The organism is Larkinella fluvii (assembly GCF_051857545.1).
Taxonomy (GTDB): domain Bacteria; phylum Bacteroidota; class Bacteroidia; order Cytophagales; family Spirosomataceae; genus Larkinella.
The window spans coordinates 481,236-503,656 of sequence record NZ_JBPZHB010000006.1 but is presented as its reverse complement, the minus strand read 5'-3'; the positions used below and the strand labels follow the sequence as shown (position 1 = coordinate 503,656).

Genomic DNA, 22,421 nt, shown 5'->3' with positions numbered 1-22,421 from the left:
TCAGTATTCAGTTTACGGTGGCTACCGCATGCTTGCCGAAGCGTGGATATAAATGCGTCAGTCCCGGCGGGGAACCGCACCGTAAACCGTATACCGAAAACCGTAAACCTATGCCGGCTGATGCTCTTTCCGCAGCAGATCATTCACGGTTTTCACCGGATTGAACGTAATCAGCGGCACTTCGACAAAAACCGTATTCCAGTCGGCCATTGCGCCATTCCACAATCCCGGTAATTCCTGCGCTTTCAGTTCCTTGCCATCCTTCGATTTCGCGGTATTGAAACCGGTTTGCGGATCGCGGTAGGCGGGCAGGTTGTACTTTTCGCCATCCCGGTTTTTCAGCGCACACACCAGATCGACCGGATTGAAGTGCGTCGCCTGATCGAAAATCTGCTTTTGTTCAGCATTTTTGAGGTCAATCTGCGCCGATTCCACGATTTGCAGCGAAACCGAACCGTCAGCGTTTTTCGCCCAGAATGGTCCTCCGCCGGGTTCGCCCACGTTCTGCACCATGCCACAGGCCCGCAGTGGTCGGTCGAGTTTCTTCCGGAAATACTCCACTTTCTCGTCCTGTAGCCAGGTGTCAAAACCGTCGGGCGGGAGAATGCAGAGCGTCGTCCGCAGGAATTCATCGAGTTCGGCCAAGTAGCCTTCGCTGATCATATCGTCGCCGAGGATTTCCTGAAACCGGAAAATCTGCTGCTGAATGTCGAGCAAAATGGCACCCAGCACTTTTTTGTAAGTAATCGTCGGCTCTTTCAGGGCATCCGGCACCACGTTGTCGATGTTTTTGATAAACACCACATCGGCGTCGATGTCGTTCAGGTTTTCGATCAGCGCACCGTGACCCGCCGGGCGGAACAACAGCGAACCATCGGCGTTGCGGAACGGCGTATTGTCGGGGTTGACCGAGATTGTGTCCGTCGATTTTTTCTGTTCCGAGAACGTAATCTCAAACGTAACGCCCAGTTTGGCTTCGTAGTCTGACTGCACGCGTTCGATCAGGTCTTCAAACCGACTGCGGTGTTCGGGCGAAACCGTGAAGTGAATCCGGACGCGGCCGTTGGAATTGGCGTATGCCGCCCCTTCGATCAGGTGCTCTTCGACGGGTGTGCGCGGCCCTTCGGGATACCGGTGAAACAACAGCAGTCCTTTGGGTAAGCTGCCGTAATCCAGGCCTTCTTCGGTGAGCAGGGCCGACAGAACGTGGTGGTTGGGCTCGCCCGAAACCCCTTTCAAGGCGTCGTAAAACGCAAAATCGGACAGACGGGCAAAGAATTCCTCTACCGATTTGTCGGTTTTTCCCTCCAGCGCGGCAAACAGCGACTTGAACATCCGCGTGGCTGCTCCCGATGCCGGCACAAATTTCAGCAGCGACAGGGCCGGGGCTTTCTGGTCGAAACCCGCCACGATGCCGGCCAGTGCCTGCTCATCGACGCGGATCAGACCGTCGCCTACCGTAGCCGCTTTAATCACGGGCAGATACGGGAAGTTATCGACAAAATGCTGGATCTGTTCTTCAACCTGCTCGAGCGTAGCGCCCTGCGCCAGAATCTGATGCTGATCTATTTCAGTAAATTGCATAGAATAATTTCGGTAAGAGATGCAGTTGTTGTACGAATGGCAAATACGGGAATTTGCTGTACTGAATCAAGCCATTAAGTACGAACTTCATAAACAACTTCATGGGCTTCCCAGCAGGCCGGAATTTCAAATCGGGAAAGCATTCGGGCCATAACGGCATTGGGTACAACATGAATGCGGTTTTGATTTTGTTGCTTTAGCTGGGTATACGGCACTTCAAGGTAGACCAGCCGAACGCGCGCTTTATAGGTTACGAACAACTCAATCAGTTGCTGCCTCACCTGTCGGGTCAAATTTGTGGCATTCCAAACAAACGATTGTTGTTGTCGTAACAGGGTTTTCGCTTTCTCTTTGGCCATTTGAACGACGTAACCCGTCCCTTCGCGGTCGGCCGGATCGATGCGGAATTGTCGCCGGAAATCATCCAGACAAACCACCGGCCAGTCGGCGAGCTGTTTGCTAATGTACGTATCTTTTCCTGCTCCGGGCAATCCGGCCAACAGCACCACTTCGAAAACCGTGGTGTCGAAGGGCTCGTAGGTTGGTGACGCGTCTTCCTTGTAAAAATACGTGAACCGGTTTAGCCCGGAGGAAAACGGATAAGGCGTTCCCCAGCACCCGTTTTCTTCGCAATAGGCCCGAAAAAAGGCTATTTTTTCCAACAATTCAGCCTGATCGGTACAGATACGGCCCCGGACATCCGCTTCGGCCAGCAGAGCCAGCCATTGCGTGTTGACTTCCAGACTGGTTTGCAATAACGATTTCAACGGGTCCGGTTTTTCAAAGATCCACAAAGGCAGGCCGTGATACCGCACCAGTTTTGCAATCTGCTCCCGAAGTTTGAAGGGGGCCGGAAAGCTGCGGTACAGCAATTCCCGCGTGGTTTGCTCACCCCGTCGGGCGTGGCCCCGTGACGTGATGCTGCCATCGGTTTCCAGCACCGTTGTCGACCGTTTTTCAACGTCATGCAGCAGGGCTGCCGTCCACAAAACCGCCTGGTCCTGCGGATTAAGTTGCTGGTAGCCGGGAAGCTGTTGCAGTTGTTCGACCACCAGGCGGGTATGAACCGCTACATCACCTTCGGCATGGTGACGCGGGTCCTGTGGCACGTCGCGCATATCCCGGACAAACCCAAACTGACGCTCAAGTTCGTCCCAATTCTTTTGTGTCGTTAACTGCCACATCATCGGATCATCGGTTGAGGTGGAACATTAGCGGGACGTTCTCGGAGCAATGAAGCCTGTTTCCAATTGCGCGTCCAGTGTTCATCCGTTTTTACATGCCCGGCCCGGACATATTTGAACACATTCTGGCCGAATGCATCGGCGGTATAGGCATCGGTGTTGCGGGTGACAATGCCTTCCATTGTGCAGGGCTGGCCCGTCAGAGCATCGTGCGAACCAAGCCGACTGTTCTGGTTGGCCCAGCCTTTCACTTGTTTTTCAATGACTCCGGGGCGAAAGGGCGCCTGAACAACCTCTAACTCGGGTACTATTGGAAAATCGAGCAACTGGGCATAAAACCGGGTTTCTTCCCACGAAAGCCAGCGGTCGCGGTCGCGAATGGCAAAGACGTAGAAATGGTATTCTAACTGGTGGTATTCGATGGAATGAATGGCGTAGAGGTTCTCGCCAAACACTTCCAGATCGCCGAGATCATGGTGAATCAACTCCCAGCGGTCACGCAGATACCGTGTCCAGGGCGATTGTGTGGGTGCTGCGTGTGAGCGGGCAAAAACGCCGTAGCGATTCAGGCAATTGTTTTCACCGTCGAGTTTTTCGGTATGAACCAGTGCCGGAATAGGAGCAATATGTTCTTCGTAGTGCTGATTGATGCGGTCGTCGCTGGTCGTGCCTGGCGAAAACGGGTAGTGATACGTGCGACCGTATTTTTGTGAAAATACCATGTTCGTTTTGATAAAAGGTAACACAGGCACCTTGCCGGGTGGCAAGGGCAAATCCATTAAAAGGAGACCTGTGAACGATTACATGGCTTCAATTGCGTATAGTGCCTAAAATTAAGCCCTCAAAAATACGGTTTTCTGCTTAAAGGTCCGATTGGCCGGAGGCAGGATTGAGCGAACGGTTATTCCAGTCTATCAAACTTTCTTCTTCCTTCTCCCGCATTCGTTTCACTTCCTCGTCGGTTTTATCGCCGTAGCCGCAGAGGTGCAGCAAACCGTGCGCCAGCACCCGCCGAAGTTCCTGCTCTTCCGGAATCGTCAGTTGCCGGGCGTTGTCGCGGACGCGGTCGATGCTGACAAAAATATCGCCTTCCAGCCGGTTTTCTTCTTCTGAATTGTCAAAGGTGATGATGTCGGTATAGTAATCGTGTTCCAGATACTCGCGGTTCACCTGGAGCAGATACTCGTCGGAGCAGAAAATGTAGTTCAACTCACCAACGCTGAACCCTTCTTTCAACGCCAGCTTGGTGAGCCATTGCCGGGTGGGTATTTTCCGGGAAAGCGTAAAGGAAATGTCTTCCGTAAAAAATCGAATCATACCGCAAAGATAACCAACCTTGTGGATGGGAACGCGGATGGAACGGATTAAACCGATTTACGCAGATAATCCGTTAAAATCCGCCTAATCCGTTCCATCCGCGTTCCTATCGCTATATTTTGACGAAAATTTTGTGTCGGTAGAGGATATACAGAAACGTCCAGACCAACGCTAGGGCGCCCAGCGCGTTCAGCGATTCGTGAAACGGTTCGGGCGTATGCCGGTAAAACCCTTCAAATAAGAGTTTAGAGGTGTGGTTAAAATCGATAAACCGGTAAGCCAGGTAAACGACCAGCGAATTCATCCCAATCACCTTGAAGAAAAAGGACCATTTCCGAAAGCCCAGCACGTCGATGAGGCCGTAAAAAAGCGCCAGAAACAGCGCGCCCATGCCCGCCGTAACCAGAATGAAAGAGCTGGTCCACAAGTGCTTGTTGATCGGGAAATGAATGCCCCAGAGCAGGCCGGCTCCAATGCTGTACAGGCCGGGCGCCACCAGATAGGTGAGTTTCGTCCGGTCTGATCGATCCGATTGCAGCAGTTCTCCGGCCACCGTTCCCAAAACCGCCAGACAAAGCGCCGGAAACTGCGTCAGCAGGGCCAGTTCGTCGTAGGTTTTCTGGAGCAACCGACCGGGCATAAACGTCCGGTCGAACCAGCCGACCAGATTGCCCTCAAACGAAAGATCCCCGCTGCCGAAGCCGGGAACCGGGATCAAAAATAAGGCGGCATAGTAAGCCAGCAGGATACCGGCCACGGCATAGAGCCGCTGTTTCCAGGAAAAGTTCAGGAACAAAACCGTGGCAACTAGCGTAGCCAGGCCGATGCGACCCAAAACCGTCCCGTACCGGATGTTCGCCGGGTCGAATACATCCAGTGGAATATTTTTGTCGAGAATGCCCAGCAGGTAAAGAATGACAAACCGGCGAAATGCTTTTCGGTATAAAACAGGCTTGTCGATGCCTTTGGCTACGGCCGTTTGTAAAGAAAAAGAAAGCGAAACACCAGAGAGAAACAGGAACAACGGGAAGATAAAGTCGTAAAACGTAAACCCGTTCCAGGCCGGATGCGTCAACTGATCGCCCATCCAGTCGACCCAACCCAGGCCGGTTTTTCCATTCAGTCGTTCGATGAACGCGCCCCCACCCGCAATCAGCAGCATATCGAACCCGCGGAGGGCATCGATGGAGAGCAATCGTTTGGCTTTAACAGCCACCACTTCCTGGGTCTGAAGGGGCACAGAACCGGCATTGACATCGGAGACCATACGGGCAGGGAATCGTTTGAGTCAAAAGGAGATAAGGAGGCTGGTATACTGATTCGCAGAAAGAGAATCAGAAGCTATTTCGCCTATTCGATCAAACAAACCACAAAGAACCCTGCAAGGTCTTTGAGACGGGGTCGCCCAGACCTTGCAGGTTTTCTATCTCATACAATCTTCAATTTGGCAAAACTCAGCAGCAAAGTCTTTTCGCCGGCGGTTTCGAATTTGATGATCGCTTTCCGGTCGTTGCCGTTCTGGTCGATTTTCTGAACCAGCCCGAAGCCGAATTTGAGGTGTTCGACGCGCATGCCTTCCGCCAGTTTCGACGTATCGCTGGGCGCAAAATCGTTGGAGGGAACGTGGGCTACTGCCGGTTGCGGAGCTTGTTGCTTAGCGGTTTTCTGGGCCAGGCTCCGCACAAAACTCATTGAACCGCCAGCCGGTGTTTCCCGCTTGGCTTCCTGGCTTTCTTCCCGTTCCGCCTTGCGGGTTTTGGCCACTTTCAGGAAAGCGGGGTCGATTTCCATCAAAAACCGGCTGGGTTCGCAGACTTTCAGCCGACCATAATGATACCGCGATTCGGCGTAAGAAACCGTTAGTTTCTTCTCGGCGCGCGTGATGGCGACGTAAAATAGCCGCCGTTCCTCTTCCAGGTCCGCCCGGCTTTCGAGCATCATTTGCGACGGAAACAGGTCTTCCTCCAAACCGACGATATACACATTCCGGAACTCCAGCCCTTTGGCTCCGTGGATGGTCATCAGGGTCACTTTGTCGTTATCGCCGTCGTCATCTTTTTCGTCGGCGCTGGTCAGGAGCGAAACCACCTGCAAAAAGGCGCTCAGGCTCTTGTCGTCGTTGTCCGGATTGTCGACAAATTCCTTGATCGAGTTCAACAACGCCTGTACGTTTTCGTAGCGTGACAGCCCTTCGACGGTTTTGTCGTCGTATAGCTCTTTCAGAATTCCGGACGTTTTGGCCACGTGAGCGGCCACGTCATAAGCGTCTTTCTTGTCGAGCAGCAGTTGGTAGCTCTTGATCAGATCGGCAAACGCTTCAATGGCAATCCCGGCCCGTCCGGCAACGTATTTATTGACGTTGCTCACCACTTCCCAAATCGGCACCTGGTTTTCGGACGCGACCACCGCAATTTTTGCCACGGTAGTGTCGCCAATCCCGCGTTTGGGCAGGTTAATGATCCGCTTGAAGGCTTCTTCGTCACTCTGGTTGACCGTAAAACGCAGGTACGCTAGCAAGTCCTTGATTTCTTTGCGCTGGTAAAACGACAGACCGCCGATGATCCGGTATTTGATGTTCAAGCGCCGGAGGGCTTCCTCAAACGCCCGCGATTGCGCGTTGGTGCGGTAGAGAATGGCAAAATCCGTGTTGTGCAGCCCGTCCTGCATCTTGGCTTCGAACAGCGACGTGGCAATCAATCGGCCTTCTTCGTTGTCGGAAGCGGCTTTAATGACGTCGATCAGTGTGCCGTCTTCGTTGTCCGTAAAAACACTTTTGCGCAACTGCGCCCGGTTTCGGGCAATGATCGAATTGGCCGCGTTGACGATGGTTTTGGTCGAGCGGTAATTCTGCTCCAGTTTGATCGTGCGAACGTCCGGGAAGTCTTTCTCGAAATTCAGAATGTTCTCAATGTTGGCACCCCGGAAGGCGTAAATGCTCTGCGCATCGTCGCCAACGACGCAGATATTCTGGTTAACCGCCGATAATTTCCGGGTAATGAGGTACTGCGACACGTTCGTATCCTGAAACTCATCGACCAGCACGTGTTTGAATTTGTGCTGGTATTTGTTCAGAATGTCGAGGTGGTCGCGGAACAGAACGTTCGTGTTGAACAGCAGATCGTCGAAATCCATGGCGTTGGCCTGAAAGCAACGCATGGTGTAAGCTTTGTAGATCCGGCCGATTTCGGGCATCCGTGCGGCTGCATCATCCGTCTGAATCAATGGATTGGCCAGGTAATCCGCCGGGCCGACGAGCCGGTTTTTGGCTCCTGAAATTCGCGAAAAGACGACATTGGCGCGATAAATTTTATCGTCCAGCCCGAATTCCTTGATGATGCTTCGCAGCAGCGATTTGGAATCGTCGGTATCGTAAATGGAAAAGTTACTGGTGAAACCCAGGGCCTTCGCTTCGATCCGCAGAATTTTGGCAAAAACGGAGTGAAAAGTCCCCATCCAGATGTTGCGGGCTTCCGTACCCACCACACTCTCGATCCGGTGACGCATTTCACCGGCGGCTTTGTTGGTAAAGGTCAGCGATAAAATCCGGAACGGATCGACGCCTTTTTCAATCAGATGCGAAATCCGGTAGGTCAGCACGCGGGTTTTTCCCGATCCCGCACCGGCTATAATAATCAGCGGGCCGTCGCCATGCAGCACGGCCTGTCGCTGAGGTTCATTTAAGGTTGAAATATAATCCGTCATCAACTACGCTCCGCTTCAGGTTTAATCGTCTTGAAAGAACAATCAAAACTACTAAAAAAGTTGCGGATGACCGGATGTACGCCCGGACTAAAGTCCGGAGGCATGTCCGTGGTACATTAAGCGGCCAGGCTCAATAACGCCGTTTGCTGCCCGTTGATGTGGTGCAGCAATTCACCGGCAGGGAAAGTTTCCGTAAAATTCCGATCGACGTAGCTGAATTGAATCTGCCGGTTGGGCGCTACCACAAACAAAGCCGGGTAGGGAACGTCCTCCGTAATCCCGGCAATCAGGTTCCAGACCGGATCTTCGGTTGAATAAACGCCAAATTTGGCCGCAATCTGGTTATCGACATCCTGCGCAATCGTGAAGGGTAAATCGTGTTGCTCAACCAGCGTTTGCAGGGATTCGAGGGAATCCGGTGACAACACCAACAAGGTCCCGCCGTTCTCCTGAATATGAGCGTAAAGCCGGGTCAGTTTTTGCAGATACCGGTTGCCATACTCACTCCAGCCGGCGCTGTAAAAAGCAATGATTAGCGGGCCGGTTTGCAGCCAGTCGTGCAAATGAACGGTTTTGGAGTAATCCGTTTGCCAGGTGATGTACTGCCCGATGGCCCGCTGGCGGTGAACGCCAAACAACGGGGCTTTTTCACCCGTTTTCAAGGGCGAAATGGGCGTTAATTTCCGGAATACTTGCGGAATGGAATACAAGTCAGAGTCTTCGGGGATAGAATCAAAAAAAGCTGCCATTTTGTAAGTAAGTTTATAGACTTTATAGATTTTGAGTCAACGAAAAGAATCGACGCGGGCAGATGGGTTGAACCGATGTGTCACCGGTTTTCAAATTGACTGATTCGTCGGGTAGAAATTGGATAACAGGGAGGGAAGAGATGTGCTAACAGCACATTCGAAATCGCTGACAACAACAGCCATTCACCCAAACGTTGTGCATTGGGAGAACCCGTTCAAACGGGCGAGTGGTGGTATTTTGTGCAGAAATAGACATTACTATACTTTGTCAATAGAATATGTGCAAATATAAACAACAGAATTCATTCCCGCCAAATTTTCCGGTTAAATTTTTAGGAAACGGTTACAGCGCTTCAACGGGTCGGTTCACATCCGGGTGCTTGGGCGCAGGATGTACAGGCTCAGGAGGCTGCGGGTTCGATGGTGCTGGTTTTTCGTCTACCGGCCGGAGTTTCCGGGCAATAAACACACTCGCGAAAATAGCTGCCATCGCCAGATAACCCACCCATGAATAGTGAATCAACTGACCGCCCGCCGTTTTGGTAACGATCAAACCGGCCCCGTAGGTAGCCAGCGCCTGCGCCAGCAGTTGCACCGACGAGTTCATGCTCATAAAACCGCCCCGCTGCTGCGGCAACACGACCGACGAAACCATCGCCTGGGTCGGGATAAACCGTCCGTTGGAAAATATGAAAAACAGCGCATTGACGGACAGAATGTAGGTCAGGCTGGACGGCTGCATGGACGTCAGCAGAAACATCGGGATCATCGACAAGAGCGCAAAGGTGACGAAAACCGGATATTTGCCGCGTCGGTCGGCCAGACGTCCGACGATGGGAGCCGTAAAAATAGTGACCAGACCGCCCACGAAATAAATCAGGTATAATTGGTCTTCGCCCAGGCCGACGTTGGCGACCAGGAACGGCGAGAGCAGCGGAATGATGCTAAAGTGGCCCAGCATGATAGTGGTCGTCAGCCACAGGGCGCGCATCTGGTTCGGATTGCGCACGATGGTGGTAAGGACTTCCAGCGGATTAAACCGGGTGCCATTCCGTTGCAAATGGCCGTCCAGCCGGGGAATAAACTTGATAATCAAGCCGATCACGATGACGCCCAAACCGCCAATGGCCAGGAACGGTGCGTGCCAGCTAATTTTCGTTGCCAGATACAACCCGATGGGCACCCCCGCCACCGAAGCCACGGAGAACGCCGTCATGATGACCGACATCGCCTGCGCCCGTCGCTCGTAGGGAACCACATCGGCGACAATCGAAAACACCTGTGCGCCCAGTACGCCCCCGAATAAACCGGCGGTGGTGCGGGCTACGATCAATAAACCGAATGTGGGGGCGAGTCCGCAGGCAATCGTGCCGATTACAAAACCGACGTAGGCCGTTAACACCACTTTTTTCCGGTCGAAGCGGTCGACGAAGAACGCGGCCAGAAAACCGGAAATACCGGCGCTGAGGCTATAGGCCGAGACAATGAAGCTGAATTCCTGCGGATTCAGGCCGAAATGCCGCATCAAATGCGGACCCATCGGCATCATGATGATGAAGTCGACAATGTGCGTGAAGTTGATGCACGCAAGAACAAAAAGCAGTAATTTTTCCTGACGGGACATGAATGTTCAAGATGTGAGACGAAAGATCAGAGAGAAAAGACATCGAAAACCGTACGGTCTCTTGTCTTTTCTCTCTGATCTTTCGTCTCTGGTGTGGATTTGTTGTTTACTAGTTATTTTGCTTTACTCAGTTACTAACTTATCAATCAATCGGTTAAAGTCTTCGACAAATTCGTCGTAGTATTTGCCGGTTCCCGGTCCGGTAAAACCGGTGTGGATCTGACGGACGGTTCCTTTTTTATCAATGACGATCATGGTCGGGAAGCCTACCACCTGATTCAGCATCGGCAGGGTTTTCGACGCTTCGGATTTGACGCTCGTTCCGGCCAAAACCACCGGATACTCAATCTTGAAGCGGTTGGTCATGCGTTTCAGCATCGGAGCCGATTCCGTCAGATCCGCCGATTTTTCGTAGGCCAGTCCCACAATCTCGACGCCCCGGTTTTTGTTCTTTTTGTACCACGGACTCAGAAAATTGGTTTCGTCCATGCAATTCGGACACCAGGAACCCAGAATCTGAACCACCACGACCTTGTTTTTAAACCGGGCGTCCGTCAGAGAAACCGGCTTGCCATTGACATCCGGAAACGTGAAGGCAATGGTTTTATAACCCGGTTTCAGGTACGTCAGGGTGGTAGCATCCGGTAGTTTGGCCTTCGGATCCAATCGCGCCGTCCAGCTTTCGTACCCGCTCTCGCCCGACCAGAAACCGCCTTCCAGCGTATTATCGGGCTTGCGCCGGGCCTTGAACAGATACAAATGCGTTCCGTCGAAGGTGGAAAGCAGCAGACTATCGCCCACCACATTGCCTTCCAGGAAGCGGTAATCGCCCGTCGTCGTCAAAAAGGTACCGGTCAGCTTGCTGCCTTTCTGGTCGAAAATACCAACCGAAACCGTCGAATCCGTCCCGGACCGGAAGGTTGTTGCCCAGGTGCCGGTCACGTTGATCTTTGGTGTCTGCGTGCTCGGGGTAAACCGGTAGGTCAAGCCATGCCGGGCGCTGAACGGCAGCGAGGTGTAATTTTGTCCCGTCCGCCGGCGACGCCAGATGCCCCGCAGCGTGTTCCCATCCACTTTCGCCCGGATTTCCGCTTCAAAAATAGCAATGGTCAACCGCACCGAATCTCCCTTCACCGTCACGTTATCGAAGGCCAGCCGTTCCGCTCCATTGAGTGCGAAGGCCGTATAGGTTGCCCCGGTTTGATTGAGTTCCAGTCCGAACGGGAGTTCTCCGCCCTTGCTCTGTAAAACCGCCCGCCAGATACCAGTTTTTAGTTTTGAATCCGATTGAGATACGCCGGAGAAAGGAATCCAGAAGAGAGTTGCCAGCAGCAACACAACGTTTTTTTTCATATAATAAAAAATAGCAGATCCAGTTCTCTTCGGGGTAGAAATAGGGGCGGTTTTGTTAAGTTTGTAACGGATGAAGATTTTGTTTTAGTTCCGAAAAGGTTTTTTGAAACGACCGGTAAGTCGGAATTCCTACAAAATGGGCCAGAAATCTTCTGCGGATTGCACGTTCATGCTGGTTTATAGGAAGTTTTACAAGGACAATGACAGCGACTAATTACCACGAACCGGTATTACTTCAGGCTTGCGTAGAGGGGTTAAATCTGAAACCCGGCGGCACGTACGTTGACGTGACGTTTGGGGGCGGGGGCCATTCCCGCGAAATTTTACGACAATTACCGTCCGGGCCGGATTCACTGGGCCGCCTGATCGTTTTTGATCAGGACCCCGACGCGCGCGCCAATGCGGACGCCATCGACGACCCGCGGCTGACCTTTGTGGCGGCCAATTTCCGGCATTTGAAGCGGTATTTACGACTCTATAAAATCGACCAGGTCGACGGTATTCTGGCCGATTTAGGGATTTCGTCGCACCAGATCGATACGCCCGAACGCGGTTTTTCCACCCGTTTCGATGCCGATCTGGACATGCGCATGAGCCAGTCGGGCGAGTTGACGGCCCGCAAAGTGATCAATGAGTACCCGGAAGATCAGTTGCATAAAATTTTTGGCATGTACGGCGAAGTGACCAACGCCAAAACCCTGGCCGGCGTTATTGCCGCCAACCGGGTGAACCGGCCACTGGAAACGATCAACGACCTGAAAGCCGTCTTGCAGCGGTATGCGCCACGCGGGCGGGAATACAAATATTTTGCCCAGGTTTTTCAGGCGCTGCGCATCGAAGTCAACCAGGAACTGGTGACGCTGGAAGAGTTTCTGATGCAGGTGCCGGAGGTGCTGGCTACCGACGGACGGCTGGTGGTGATGGCGTATCATTCGCTGGAAGACCGGCTGGTGAAAAATTTCATCAAATCGGGCAATTTCCGGGGCGACATTGAGAAGGATTTATACGGGAACGAGATCAAACCGCTCCAGTCCGTCACGCGCAAACCGATTGAAGCGTCGGCGGAGGAAGTGGCCCGGAATCCGCGGGCGAGGAGTGCAAAGTTGCGAATTGCGGAGAAACGCCCCTAAATCCCCTAAAGGCGACTTTTAGCATTCAGTTATTGATGGTCCAAGTCCCCTTTAGAGGATTTAGGGTAGTAAAGAGAAACCGGTATGATAGACACTTTGATCAACGATAATGGCACAGAATACCTACAAACATCCGCCAAAAGCACCGATCGTGAAGAAAAAACGAGAAAACCGGCTTTTAAATTACCTGAACAATACCATTGGATTTGAGCGGCTTTTCGGGGAAGACAACGCCTGGCCGATCAAGCATTTCGATCGCATCATGTGGATCTCGTTTCTGCTGATTTTGTATATTGGCTTCAACCACAACGCGGAGCGGCTGGTGCGGAATATTCAGCGGGTGAAAGCCGTGGTCGATGAAAAGCGGGCGAAATACATGACGCTGCAGGCCGACTTTAAGAAAAGCAGCAAACAATCCGAAATCAGCAAACAGGTGATTGCCACCGGTTTAACGGAACCCGTCACCCCGCCTTTAAAAATCGTTGTTAAACCGGAAGAGCCGCAGCCATGAACGTAAAGAAAGCCATTCTCCGCCGGGCTACCCTGGCTTCCGTGGCCATTTGCCTGTTTGCTATGGCAATCATTGGGCAACTGGTTTATGTTCAGTTTTTTCAAAAACTGGACGGTCGAATGTGGAAAGATCGCATTACGCAATTCCACATCAAAAAAGACACCCTGCGGGCCACGCGGGGCAATATTTATTCGCGCAACGAAGACCCGCTGGCGATCTCACTACCGTATTATTACGTTGGAATCGACCCCCGCGTTGCCAAAGCCGACTCGTTTGACAAGAAAGTCGACTCCCTCGCCATGCTGTTGTCGCAGAAATTCGGGGAGCGCTCGCGGAATGAATACGCGTACATGATCCGGAAAGCCCGCGAAAACGAACGGCAGTACCTATTGCTCAGTCGAAAAAAAATCACCTATCAGGAGCGGTTGGCCATGCAGAAATGGCCCTTTTTCCGTCGTGATCGCTCGAAAAGTGGTTTGGGTGGCGGCAAATTCGACCCGGTTTACCAGCGGTATCACCCCTACGGACGAATGGCCCTGCGAACGGTCGGTTACCTGAATCCTGAAACCGCCAGAGGATTGGTTGGGCTGGAAACCAGTTTTCAGAAAGAACTGGCGGGCAAAGACGGCGTTGGCCTGGTCGAATCTCTGTCGGGCGGGGTGCGTATGCCGATTGAAGACGGGTCGGACATCAAACCGGAACCGGGTATGGATGTGTATACGACCCTCGATGTCAATTTTCAGGACATGGCCGAAACCGCGTTGTTGCACGGACTGGAAAAATACGAGGCCGAACGGGGCTGTTTGATCGTCATGGAAGTGGAAACCGGCGAAATCCGGGCCATGGCGAACCTGACGCTGAAAGACGGCAAGTATGTCGAAAACTTTAATCATGCGCTGGCGGGTGGGGGCGATCCCGGTTCTACCTTTAAGCTCCCAACCTTCGTGGCACTGCTGGAAGAAAAACTGATCCGGCCCGAACAGATGGTTCATACGGGCGGTGGCATCGTCATGTACCGGGGCCGGCGGATTTCGGATGCCAAACGGAGCGGTCACGGGAGCATTACGGCCGCGCAGGTTTTCGAAAAGTCATCGAACGTTGGCGTTCACCTGCTGATGAGCAGCAGTAATATGTATAATCACCCGGACACCTATTGCCGGTATATGCGTCGTTTCAAACTGGACAAACCCAGTGGACTTCGGCTGATTGGCGAAACCATGCCCGTGATTCCCAACCCGCAGTCGCCGGGCTGGAGCAAACTGTCGCTGAACTCGATGGCCATTGGCTACGAACTGAAACTGACGCCGTTGCAGATGCTGACGTTTTACAACGCCATTGCCAACGACGGCAAGTGGGTACAGCCGATGCTGGTCAAGCAGGTTCGCCGGGCCAACGAAGTTGTGAAAGATTATGAACCGTATGTGGCTCAGGAACCGATTTGCTCTCAAACGACCATTCGGCAGGTGAAAAAAATGCTCGAAGGCGTTGTGGAACGCGGGACGGCCAAGAAAAGCCAGAGTCCGTATTACCGCTTTGCCGGAAAAACCGGTACGGCCCAGAAGCTCATCAACGGACGGTATCAGGTTGGGAAATACCTGACCTCATTCATCGGTTATTTCCCGGCCGAAAAACCGAAATATAGCATTGCCGTCATCATCGATACACCCCACGGAGCCAACATCGATCTGCTGTACGGAGGCAGTGTGTCGGCACCGGTTTTTCGTGAGATTGCCGACCGGATTTATGCGTATGATGTCCAGATGCACCGGCCTGTTGCCATTGCCTCCAAAACCGTTCGTCAGTCCGGAAAAGGGGTCAAAGCCGGTTTTGCCGACGACATCCGAACCATCAGTACGGAGTTGAATATGGACGCCAAACCCGATGCCGACGGCTGGGTGACCACTGAAACGCAGGGTTCAAGAACGCAGTGGGTGAGCCAGACCACCCAAAACAAAGTTCCTGATTTGCGTGGCATGACGCTGCGGGACGCCTTGCATCTGCTCGAAAACCGGGGCTTTCGGGTGCGTTTTGAAGGCTACGGCAAAGTGATCGACCAATCGGTGCCACCGGGCGATCCGCTGCCGAATCCGCGAAAAATCTCGCTAACCTTGCGGCAGAGTGCGCGACCGGACACGCTGGTGGTGGCCGTAAACAAAAAAAATCAATCCGGAAGATAACCGCCTGACGGACTGTCTCCGCCACGTTCTTATGCAGTTAACCACCCTATTATATAAAGTACCCTTGCAGTCGACGTCCGGGAATATGAACGTCGAGGTCAGTAAATTGACGATGGATTCGCGGCAGGCGGCCCCCGGCGGGTTATTTGCCGCCATTCGCGGGACGCAGACCGACGGCCACCGGTTTATCGAAAAAGCCGCTGAACAGGGCGTTTCGGTCATTCTGTGCGAAGAGATGCCCGAAAACCGGTCTGAGCAGGTAACCTACGTACAGGTTCTGGACAGCAGTTATGCGCTGGGGCTGATTGCGGCCAATTTCTACGATCATCCTTCCAAAAAGTTGAAACTCGTTGGGGTGACGGGCACCAACGGCAAAACCTCGACGGCGACGCTGTTGTTCCGGCTTTTCCAGCGACGCGGCTACCGGTCGGGCCTGCTTTCGACGGTTCAGAACCAGATCGACGAGACGGTTATTCCGGCGACGCACACCACGCCCGATACCATTGCTTTGAACGAACTGCTGGTGCAAATGACGCAACGCGGTTGTACGCATTGTTTTATGGAAGTGAGTTCGCACGCGATGGTGCAGCAGCGGGTGGCGGGTTTGCACTTTGCCGGGGGCATTTTCACGAACATTACCCACGACCACCTTGATTTCCACGAGACGTTCGATAATTACATCAAGGCCAAAAAAAGCTTTTTCGATCAATTGCCTGCGTCGGCATTTGCACTCACCAATCTGGATGATAAACGGGGGCTGGTAATGCTTCAGAATACCCGCGCCCGGAAGGAAAGTTATTCCCTGCAAACGCTGGGGTCGTTCAAAGGCCGGATTCTGTCGGAAGGTTTGTTTGGGATGCAAATGGAGGTAGACGGTCGGGAGGTATGGTTTAAACTGACGGGTCGTTTCAACGCTTATAATCTGCTGGCGGTATACGGAGCGGCTGTTTTGCTGGGCGAAGACCCTGAAGAATCGCTGACGCAGCTTTCGGATTTGCCCAGTCCGCCGGGCCGGTTTGAGATGGTTATTTCCGATACGAAAATCGTGGGTATTGTCGATTATGCCCATACACCCGATGCGTTGCAGAATGTGCTGGAAACCATTGCGGGGTTGCGGCAGGGCAACGAGCAGGTGATTACGGTGGTGGGCTGTGGGGGAAACCGCGATGCCGCCAAGCGTCCGATTATGGCCGAAATTGCCTGTAAATTCAGCGATCGGGTGATTTTGACATCCGACAATCCGCGCAACGAAGATCCGATGGACATTCTGGAACAGATGCAGGCTGGCGTACCACCGCTTCATTTTAAGAAAACCCAGACCCTGGTGGATCGGCGCGAAGCCATTTACCGGGCTGTTGAACTGGCGCAGCCCAACGATGTCATTTTAATTGCCGGCAAAGGCCACGAAACGTATCAGGAAATCAAGGGCGTGAAGCACGACTTCGACGACCGCAAGATCCTTCGTGAAGCCTTTCAACAATCATGATTGAATGGGTTTGATGGATGAATGGCTTTAATGGTTGGATGGTTAAATGGTTAACCATTAGAGCCATCCAGCCATTAAAAACCGTCTAATCATCAATCCCATTCCGCTATTCAACCATTCAGACTGTATGCTCTATTATCTCTTTACGTACCTCGATCAGCAGTTCAATTTCCCCGGTGCCGGGGTTTTTCAATATCTATCGTTTCGGGCGGGGGCGGCCATTACGCTGTCGTTGCTGATTGCCGCCGTGTATGGACGGCAAATCATCGATCGGCTCCGAAAACTGCAAATCGGCGAGGAAATCCGGGACTTGGGGCTGGAGGGACAAATGCAGAAACGCGGCACACCAACGATGGGCGGTTTTATCATTCTGGCATCGCTGGTTTTTCCGACCTTGCTGTTTGCCAAACTGACCAATGTCTACATCGTTCTGCTGCTGGTTTCTACCGTCTGGACTGGTCTGATCGGGTTTATTGACGATTACATTAAAGTATTCAAAAAAAATAAAGAAGGTTTACAGGGCAAGTTCAAAGTCGTCGGGCAGGTTGGTCTGGGCTTGATCGTTGGGTTGACGCTGTACTTTAACGAACACGTCAAAATCCGGGTCTACAAACCGGGGCTGATCAACACGTCGATTGGTCAGGTAGAATACGGGGCCTATCAGGACATCAAATCCATGTCGACTACGGTTCCCTTTTTGAAGAACAATGACTTCAATTACACCTCTTTACTGCCCGATTTTATCCCGGACGAATACACCTGGATTCTGTACGTCGCCATCGTTATTTTTATTGTGACGGCGGTTTCCAACGGGGCCAACATCACCGACGGCATCGACGGGCTGGCGGCCGGTACCTCCGTGATCATCGGCCTGACGCTGGGGGTGTTTGCGTACCTGTCGAACAACAAACCGTTTTCGCAATACCTGAGCATCATGTATATCCCGAATTCGGGGGAGATGGTTATTTTCTGCGCGGCTTTTGTGGGCGCCTGCATCGGTTTTTTGTGGTACAATTCTTATCCGGCCCAAGTGTTCATGGGCGATACGGGGAGTTTGATGCTGGGCAGTATCATCGCCGTGCTGGCGCTGGCGACCCGGAAAGAGCTGCTGATTCCGATTGTTTGCGGTATTTTTCTGGTCGAACTCGTGTCGGTGATCATGCAGGTCAGTTATTTTCGGTACACCAAGCGGAGGTATGGCGAGGGGCGACGGATCTTCCTGATGTCGCCGTTGCACCACCATTTTCAGAAAAAAGGGTATCACGAAGCCAAAATTGTCACCCGGTTCTGGATCGTTGCCATCATTTTAGCGGTTATCAGTTTGGTGACTTTGAAGCTCCGCTAACGTCAGAGTAGTAGTAACTCCTCAATCCTTTGACGAAATTGAACCATGACCGAGAAAGAACGCCTTGGTCAACTGGAACCTTTGGTCGCCGACATCGCCCTTAAGCAGGACCGTATGCTGGGCCAGATCGGCATGATCGTAAACCAGGTCTCCCTGCATACCGTGCGGCTGGACGATCTGACCCGAAGGGTCACCAGTACCGAAAAGAAAATAGACTCCCTGGCCAACGGGTTGGCTACTGTAACGATCGGTTTAAACGAAACGCGGCATGAAGTGCGTCAGCGCTTCGACAAGGTCGAGCAACGTTTTGACAAAGTCGAAACGCGGCTGGAGAAGATGGAACAAACGCAGCAGCTCATTTTAATGTTGTTGAAAGAACATCTGAAATAGCTGAAAATTTCATTCGACCTTGTATTTCAGAAATATAGACTCTATATTTGCACTCCCGTTTTTGGACGGGAGTTTTTGTGTATAGCGCAAGTATTTGTCTATCAATATATAATCTCCCATAAACAAGTGGATACGTTAAGCTACAAGACCATTTCGGCCAACAAAGCGACGGTGCAGAAAGACTGGGTGGTCATTGACGCGGAAAACCAGGTTCTCGGTCGGCTGGCTAGCCAGGCGGCAAAAATCATCCGTGGCAAGAACAAGGCCAATTTTACGCCCAACGTTGATTGCGGTGACAATGTCATCATCATCAATGCCGAAAAAATCAAACTTACCGGTAAGAAAATGACCGATAAGGTATACGTTCGTCACACGGGGTATCCCGGTGGTCAGCGTTTCCGGACACCCCGCGAAATGATGTCGAAAAATCCGGCTTTTATTCTGGAGCACGCCATCAAAGGGATGTTGCCGAAAAGCCGCCTGGGCAGCCGGTTGTTCACCAACCTGTATGTCTATGCCGGTGAAAAACACCCCCACGCGTCGCAGCAACCGAAAGAAGTTAAACTGGAATATTAATAACAGAGAATAGACCATAGACAAGAGATAAAAGAATACACGCGTTAATCTCTTCTCTCTCGTCTTCCGTCTCACATCTTAAACAATGGAACGAATCAACGCATTAGGTCGCCGGAAAACAGCCGTGTCGCGCGTATACCTGTCGATAGGTACGGGCAGCATCGTTATCAATGGCAGAGATTACAAAAACTATTTCCCTACGGAAGTTCTGCAAATCGTTCTGAAGCAGCCGCTGGCAACCATCAATGCTCCGGAAGGCTACGACGTGAAAGTAAACGTTCGCGGTGGTGGTATCTCCGGTCAGGCAGAAGCAACCCGGATGGGGATTGCCCGTGCGTTGTGTGAGATCAACCCCGAGTTTCGGCCGGCTTTGAAAAAAGAAGGCTTTCTGACTCGTGACTCGCGCATGGTAGAACGGAAAAAATACGGTCGCGCCAAGGCTCGCCGGCGGTTCCAGTTCTCGAAACGTTAATAGTTTTCGTCCAGACCACACTTGCCTGATGCCGATGGGTGGTGCTGCGTATTCACAATTTTTATTTCTCATTCTTATTTTAAAATGGCACAAGTAGAGTACAAAGATCTTCTGGATGCAGGTGTGCATTTTGGCCACCTTACCCGGAAATGGGACCCCCGTATGGCACCGTATATCTTCATGGAGAAAAACGGTATCCATATCATTGACCTGAACAAGACGCTGGCGTCGATCGACGAAGCTGCGGCTGCGATGAAAGGCATCGTTCGTTCAGGCCGCAAGGTGATGTTTGTTGCCACCAAGAAACAGGCGCAGGAAATTGTCACGGAAGAGGCTCGCCGGCTAAAAATGCCGTTCGTAACCGACCGTTGGCTGGGTGGTATGCTGACCAACTTTGCCACGATCCGGAAGTCATTGAAGAAGATGCAGGGCATCGAGAAAATGATGAAGGATGAGGCAACGTACAAAAGTCTCGCGAAACGCGAGCGGTTGACAGTATACCGTGAGAAAGAGAAACTGGAGCGTGTGTTAGGCGGTATTGCCGACCTGACGCGTTTGCCAGCCGCTTTGTTTATTGTGGATGTAAAGCGCGAGCACATTGCCGTCGCTGAAGCAAAACGCCTGGGTATCCCGGTTTTCGCCATGTGCGATACCAATTCAAACCCGAGCGATGTTGATTATCCAATCCCGGCAAACGACGATGCGTACAAATCGATTCGTTTGATTACCCTGGCGATTGGAAAGGCCATCGAAGAGGGCCTTCTGGAGCGTAAACAGGATAAAGACGATCAGCGTTTGCAGGAAGAAGAAGAAGCAAAACGTGCTGAAGACGTAAAAACAGCGAAGGCCGAAGGCGAAACGGCTGTTGATGCGGAAGATGAAATCAGCCCGGTTGTCGCTGAAGAAGCAGAAGAGCAGGAGGATTAAGACTATCTGGGAGCAACCATGTTGCCATACTAATATATTCGGATAGCCCGTAGCCTCGCTATGGGCTATTCCGTTTCAGGAGATTAGGTACAGGATGCCGCAGCCTGAAACAGTGCCTTCCAAATGACAGTAACGAACTTGATAACAGACAATTAATAAAAAAACAATGGCTATTACCGCACAAGACGTTAACAGACTCCGGCAGGAAACTGGCGCCGGTATGATGGACTGTAAAAAAGCGCTCACCGAAGCCGATGGCGATTTTGAAAAAGCAAAAGACATTCTGCGCAAGCAGGGTCAGAAAATTGCCAACAAGCGGGCCGACAATACTACTTCCGAAGGAGTCGTTCTGACGCACGTGAGCCCGGATGGCAAAACCGGTCGTGTCGTTGGCTTTGCCTGCGAAACCGAACCCGTCTCGAAAGTGGCTGACTTCCAGAACCTGGCCATGGCCCTGATGGATAACGCCGTAGCGGCTAAACCGGCTACAAAAGAAGAACTGTTGGCATTGCCCCAAGGCGACGGGCGTTCTTTGCAGGAACACATTACCGATCTGATCGGTAAACTTGGCGAAAAATTGGATGTGACAGCCTATGAGGTCGTAACGGCCGAACAGGTGGTGGCTTACAACCACTCCAATGGTAAATTGGGCGTGCTGGTGGGTCTGAATAACGCCGGTACGACGGATGTATCCGAAGTCGGAAAAGACATCGCCATGCAGATTGCAGCCATGAAACCCGTTGCCATCGACAAAGACGGTGTTGATTCGAGCATCGTTGAGCGCGAAATCGAAATCGGTAAGGATCAGGCACGGGCGGAAGGAAAACCGGAAGCCATGCTGGAAAAAATTGCGATGGGTAAACTGCAAAAATTCTACAAAGACAACACGCTGCTGAACCAGGAGTTTGTCAAAGATTCATCCGTAACGATTGCTCAGTTGCTCGAAAAAACCAGCAAGGGATTAACCATTGCGGCTTTCAAGCGCATCGCGATCGGCTAAGATTGGTGGGTCGTATCCAATTTTTTTTTAGTACAGAAAGTCCGGTCTATTCGATCGGACTTTTTTTTATGATATATACTGTTTTTTGATTTTATTTGTACATTCAAGTCATTTATGGGCTGATTCAGTAACAAGTAGGGTGCCTTTTGCCACAGAGATAACCGGGAAGCATTACTTTATCACTTTTAAGCGTCTTATAGAATGATTGCGTCGTTGGAAGTAAAGCGGATGACAGACGAAGAACTGGTTCGTTTGTATGTCGATAATCAAAGTAACCGCTACTTTGAACACCTCTACAGTCGGTACAGTGACAAGGTCTACCGAAAGTGTCTGATGTTTACGAAAGATCCCGTGAAGGCGGAAGATTTCACGCACGACATTTTTCTACGGTTAATCATGCGACTAAGCAGTTTTAAAGAGCAGTCCCGCTTCTCAACCTGGTTATTTTCGATCACCTACAATTATTGCACCGATCAGATGCGCAACAATCGGAAAAAAGCCGAAGTACCGGTGGATGACGAAATGGACTGGCTGGACGACGATGCCGATGAAGATTTGATTGAAATGGAAGCCAGCCGGCTAAAGTCGTCGCTGGCCTATCTGACGATGGAGGAACAAAGCCTGCTGTTGATGAAATACCAGGATGAAGTGAGCATCAAAGAGATTGCCGACATTCATAACCTGAGCGAGAGTGCCGTGAAAATGCGACTGAAACGGGCGAAGGAAAAACTGAAAAAGCGGTATCTGGAAACGCTGATCTTCCTGACGCTGTTGGTCGCCAAATTCGTGGCGTGGACGAAATTTGATAAGTAGGACGATAAAGGAACCCGATGGAATCGATTTACAACGTTTTCAAAGAAATAGAACTCCCGGATACCTGTCCACCCAATGTAA

Annotated in this window: 20 protein-coding genes; 11 read left to right on the top strand and 9 right to left on the bottom strand. The window is 51.8% G+C overall.

The genetic code is table 11. From position 1 onward, the window contains the following. Positions 1 to 108 precede the first annotated feature (108 nt). The 9 genes from ACS5NO_RS18390 to ACS5NO_RS18350 form a co-directional block, all read right to left on the bottom strand. On the bottom strand, positions 109 to 1,584 hold the full coding sequence (locus ACS5NO_RS18390; protein ID WP_439416507.1) for a DUF4301 family protein: 1,476 nt from the start codon (positions 1,582 to 1,584) through the stop codon (positions 109 to 111). A 74-nt stretch (positions 1,585 to 1,658) separates the two neighbouring features. Continuing rightward, the gene (locus ACS5NO_RS18385) at positions 1,659 to 2,771 is read right to left on the bottom strand and encodes an AAA family ATPase (RefSeq protein WP_439416506.1); all 1,113 of its coding nucleotides are present in this window, start codon (positions 2,769 to 2,771) and stop codon (positions 1,659 to 1,661) included. Beyond that, positions 2,768 to 3,490 (bottom strand): RNA ligase family protein, encoded by a 723-nt coding sequence (locus ACS5NO_RS18380; RefSeq protein WP_439416505.1) that lies wholly within the window; start codon positions 3,488 to 3,490, stop codon positions 2,768 to 2,770. The genes ACS5NO_RS18385 and ACS5NO_RS18380 overlap by 4 nt, the downstream gene beginning before the upstream one ends. 139 nt (positions 3,491 to 3,629) lie before the next feature. Next, positions 3,630 to 4,085 carry an rRNA maturation RNase YbeY gene (gene ybeY / locus ACS5NO_RS18375; protein ID WP_439416504.1) on the bottom strand — a complete coding sequence of 152 codons (456 nt, stop codon included), beginning with the start codon at positions 4,083 to 4,085 and terminating at the stop codon, positions 3,630 to 3,632. A 112-nt stretch (positions 4,086 to 4,197) separates the two neighbouring features. Beyond that, complete coding sequence (locus ACS5NO_RS18370; RefSeq protein WP_439416503.1) at positions 4,198 to 5,352, bottom strand: acyltransferase family protein; 1,155 nt, start codon at positions 5,350 to 5,352, stop codon at positions 4,198 to 4,200. A gap of 161 nt (positions 5,353 to 5,513) precedes the next feature. Further along, on the bottom strand, positions 5,514 to 7,787 hold the full coding sequence (locus tag ACS5NO_RS18365; protein ID WP_439416502.1) for an ATP-dependent helicase: 2,274 nt from the start codon (positions 7,785 to 7,787) through the stop codon (positions 5,514 to 5,516). Positions 7,788 to 7,903: 116 nt separating this feature from the next. Beyond that, positions 7,904 to 8,536: a redoxin domain-containing protein gene (locus ACS5NO_RS18360; RefSeq protein ID WP_439416501.1), complete on the bottom strand. Its 633-nt coding sequence runs from the start codon at positions 8,534 to 8,536 to the stop codon at positions 7,904 to 7,906. 343 nt (positions 8,537 to 8,879) lie between these two features. Continuing rightward, positions 8,880 to 10,160, bottom strand: coding sequence for an MFS transporter (locus tag ACS5NO_RS18355; protein WP_439416500.1), 1,281 nt, complete (start codon positions 10,158 to 10,160; stop codon positions 8,880 to 8,882). 123 nt (positions 10,161 to 10,283) lie between these two features. Continuing rightward, positions 10,284 to 11,513 carry a peroxiredoxin family protein gene (locus tag ACS5NO_RS18350; RefSeq protein ID WP_439416499.1) on the bottom strand — a complete coding sequence of 410 codons (1,230 nt, stop codon included), beginning with the start codon at positions 11,511 to 11,513 and terminating at the stop codon, positions 10,284 to 10,286. A 200-nt stretch (positions 11,514 to 11,713) separates the two neighbouring features. Between ACS5NO_RS18350 and rsmH the strand changes: the two genes are divergently transcribed. The 11 genes from rsmH (at position 11,714) to ACS5NO_RS18295 (ending at position 22,340) form a co-directional block, all read left to right on the top strand. Beyond that, on the top strand, positions 11,714 to 12,643 hold the full coding sequence (gene rsmH, locus ACS5NO_RS18345; RefSeq protein ID WP_439416498.1) for a 16S rRNA (cytosine(1402)-N(4))-methyltransferase RsmH: 930 nt from the start codon (positions 11,714 to 11,716) through the stop codon (positions 12,641 to 12,643). A gap of 109 nt (positions 12,644 to 12,752) precedes the next feature. Next, on the top strand, positions 12,753 to 13,154 hold the full coding sequence (locus tag ACS5NO_RS18340) for an FtsL-like putative cell division protein (protein ID WP_114407669.1): 402 nt from the start codon (positions 12,753 to 12,755) through the stop codon (positions 13,152 to 13,154). Further along, positions 13,151 to 15,331 (top strand): PASTA domain-containing penicillin-binding protein, encoded by a 2,181-nt coding sequence (locus ACS5NO_RS18335; protein ID WP_150877843.1) that lies wholly within the window; start codon positions 13,151 to 13,153, stop codon positions 15,329 to 15,331. The genes ACS5NO_RS18340 and ACS5NO_RS18335 overlap by 4 nt, the downstream gene beginning before the upstream one ends. A 31-nt stretch (positions 15,332 to 15,362) precedes the next feature. After that, the gene (locus tag ACS5NO_RS18330) at positions 15,363 to 16,817 is read left to right on the top strand and encodes a UDP-N-acetylmuramoyl-L-alanyl-D-glutamate--2,6-diaminopimelate ligase (RefSeq protein WP_439416497.1); all 1,455 of its coding nucleotides are present in this window, start codon (positions 15,363 to 15,365) and stop codon (positions 16,815 to 16,817) included. Between the two features lie 127 nt (positions 16,818 to 16,944). Further along, positions 16,945 to 18,162, top strand: coding sequence for a phospho-N-acetylmuramoyl-pentapeptide-transferase (mraY, locus tag ACS5NO_RS18325; RefSeq protein WP_150877847.1), 1,218 nt, complete (start codon positions 16,945 to 16,947; stop codon positions 18,160 to 18,162). 45 nt (positions 18,163 to 18,207) lie between these two features. Then, complete coding sequence (locus ACS5NO_RS18320) at positions 18,208 to 18,552, top strand: hypothetical protein (protein ID WP_439416496.1); 345 nt, start codon at positions 18,208 to 18,210, stop codon at positions 18,550 to 18,552. A 126-nt stretch (positions 18,553 to 18,678) separates the two neighbouring features. After that, entirely contained in the window at positions 18,679 to 19,128 is a 450-nt protein-coding gene (gene rplM, locus ACS5NO_RS18315; protein ID WP_114407664.1) for a 50S ribosomal protein L13, read from the top strand. Between the two features lie 85 nt (positions 19,129 to 19,213). Beyond that, entirely contained in the window at positions 19,214 to 19,600 is a 387-nt protein-coding gene (rpsI, locus tag ACS5NO_RS18310) for a 30S ribosomal protein S9 (protein ID WP_114407663.1), read from the top strand. An 84-nt stretch (positions 19,601 to 19,684) separates the two neighbouring features. Next, positions 19,685 to 20,527, top strand: coding sequence for a 30S ribosomal protein S2 (gene rpsB, locus ACS5NO_RS18305; RefSeq protein WP_138992527.1), 843 nt, complete (start codon positions 19,685 to 19,687; stop codon positions 20,525 to 20,527). Positions 20,528 to 20,693: 166 nt separating this feature from the next. Next, positions 20,694 to 21,527, top strand: a complete 834-nt coding sequence (gene tsf, locus ACS5NO_RS18300; RefSeq protein ID WP_439416495.1) for a translation elongation factor Ts — start codon at positions 20,694 to 20,696, stop codon at positions 21,525 to 21,527. 201 nt (positions 21,528 to 21,728) lie between these two features. Further along, on the top strand, positions 21,729 to 22,340 hold the full coding sequence (locus ACS5NO_RS18295; protein WP_439416494.1) for an RNA polymerase sigma factor: 612 nt from the start codon (positions 21,729 to 21,731) through the stop codon (positions 22,338 to 22,340). Positions 22,341 to 22,421: the final 81 nt, after the last annotated feature.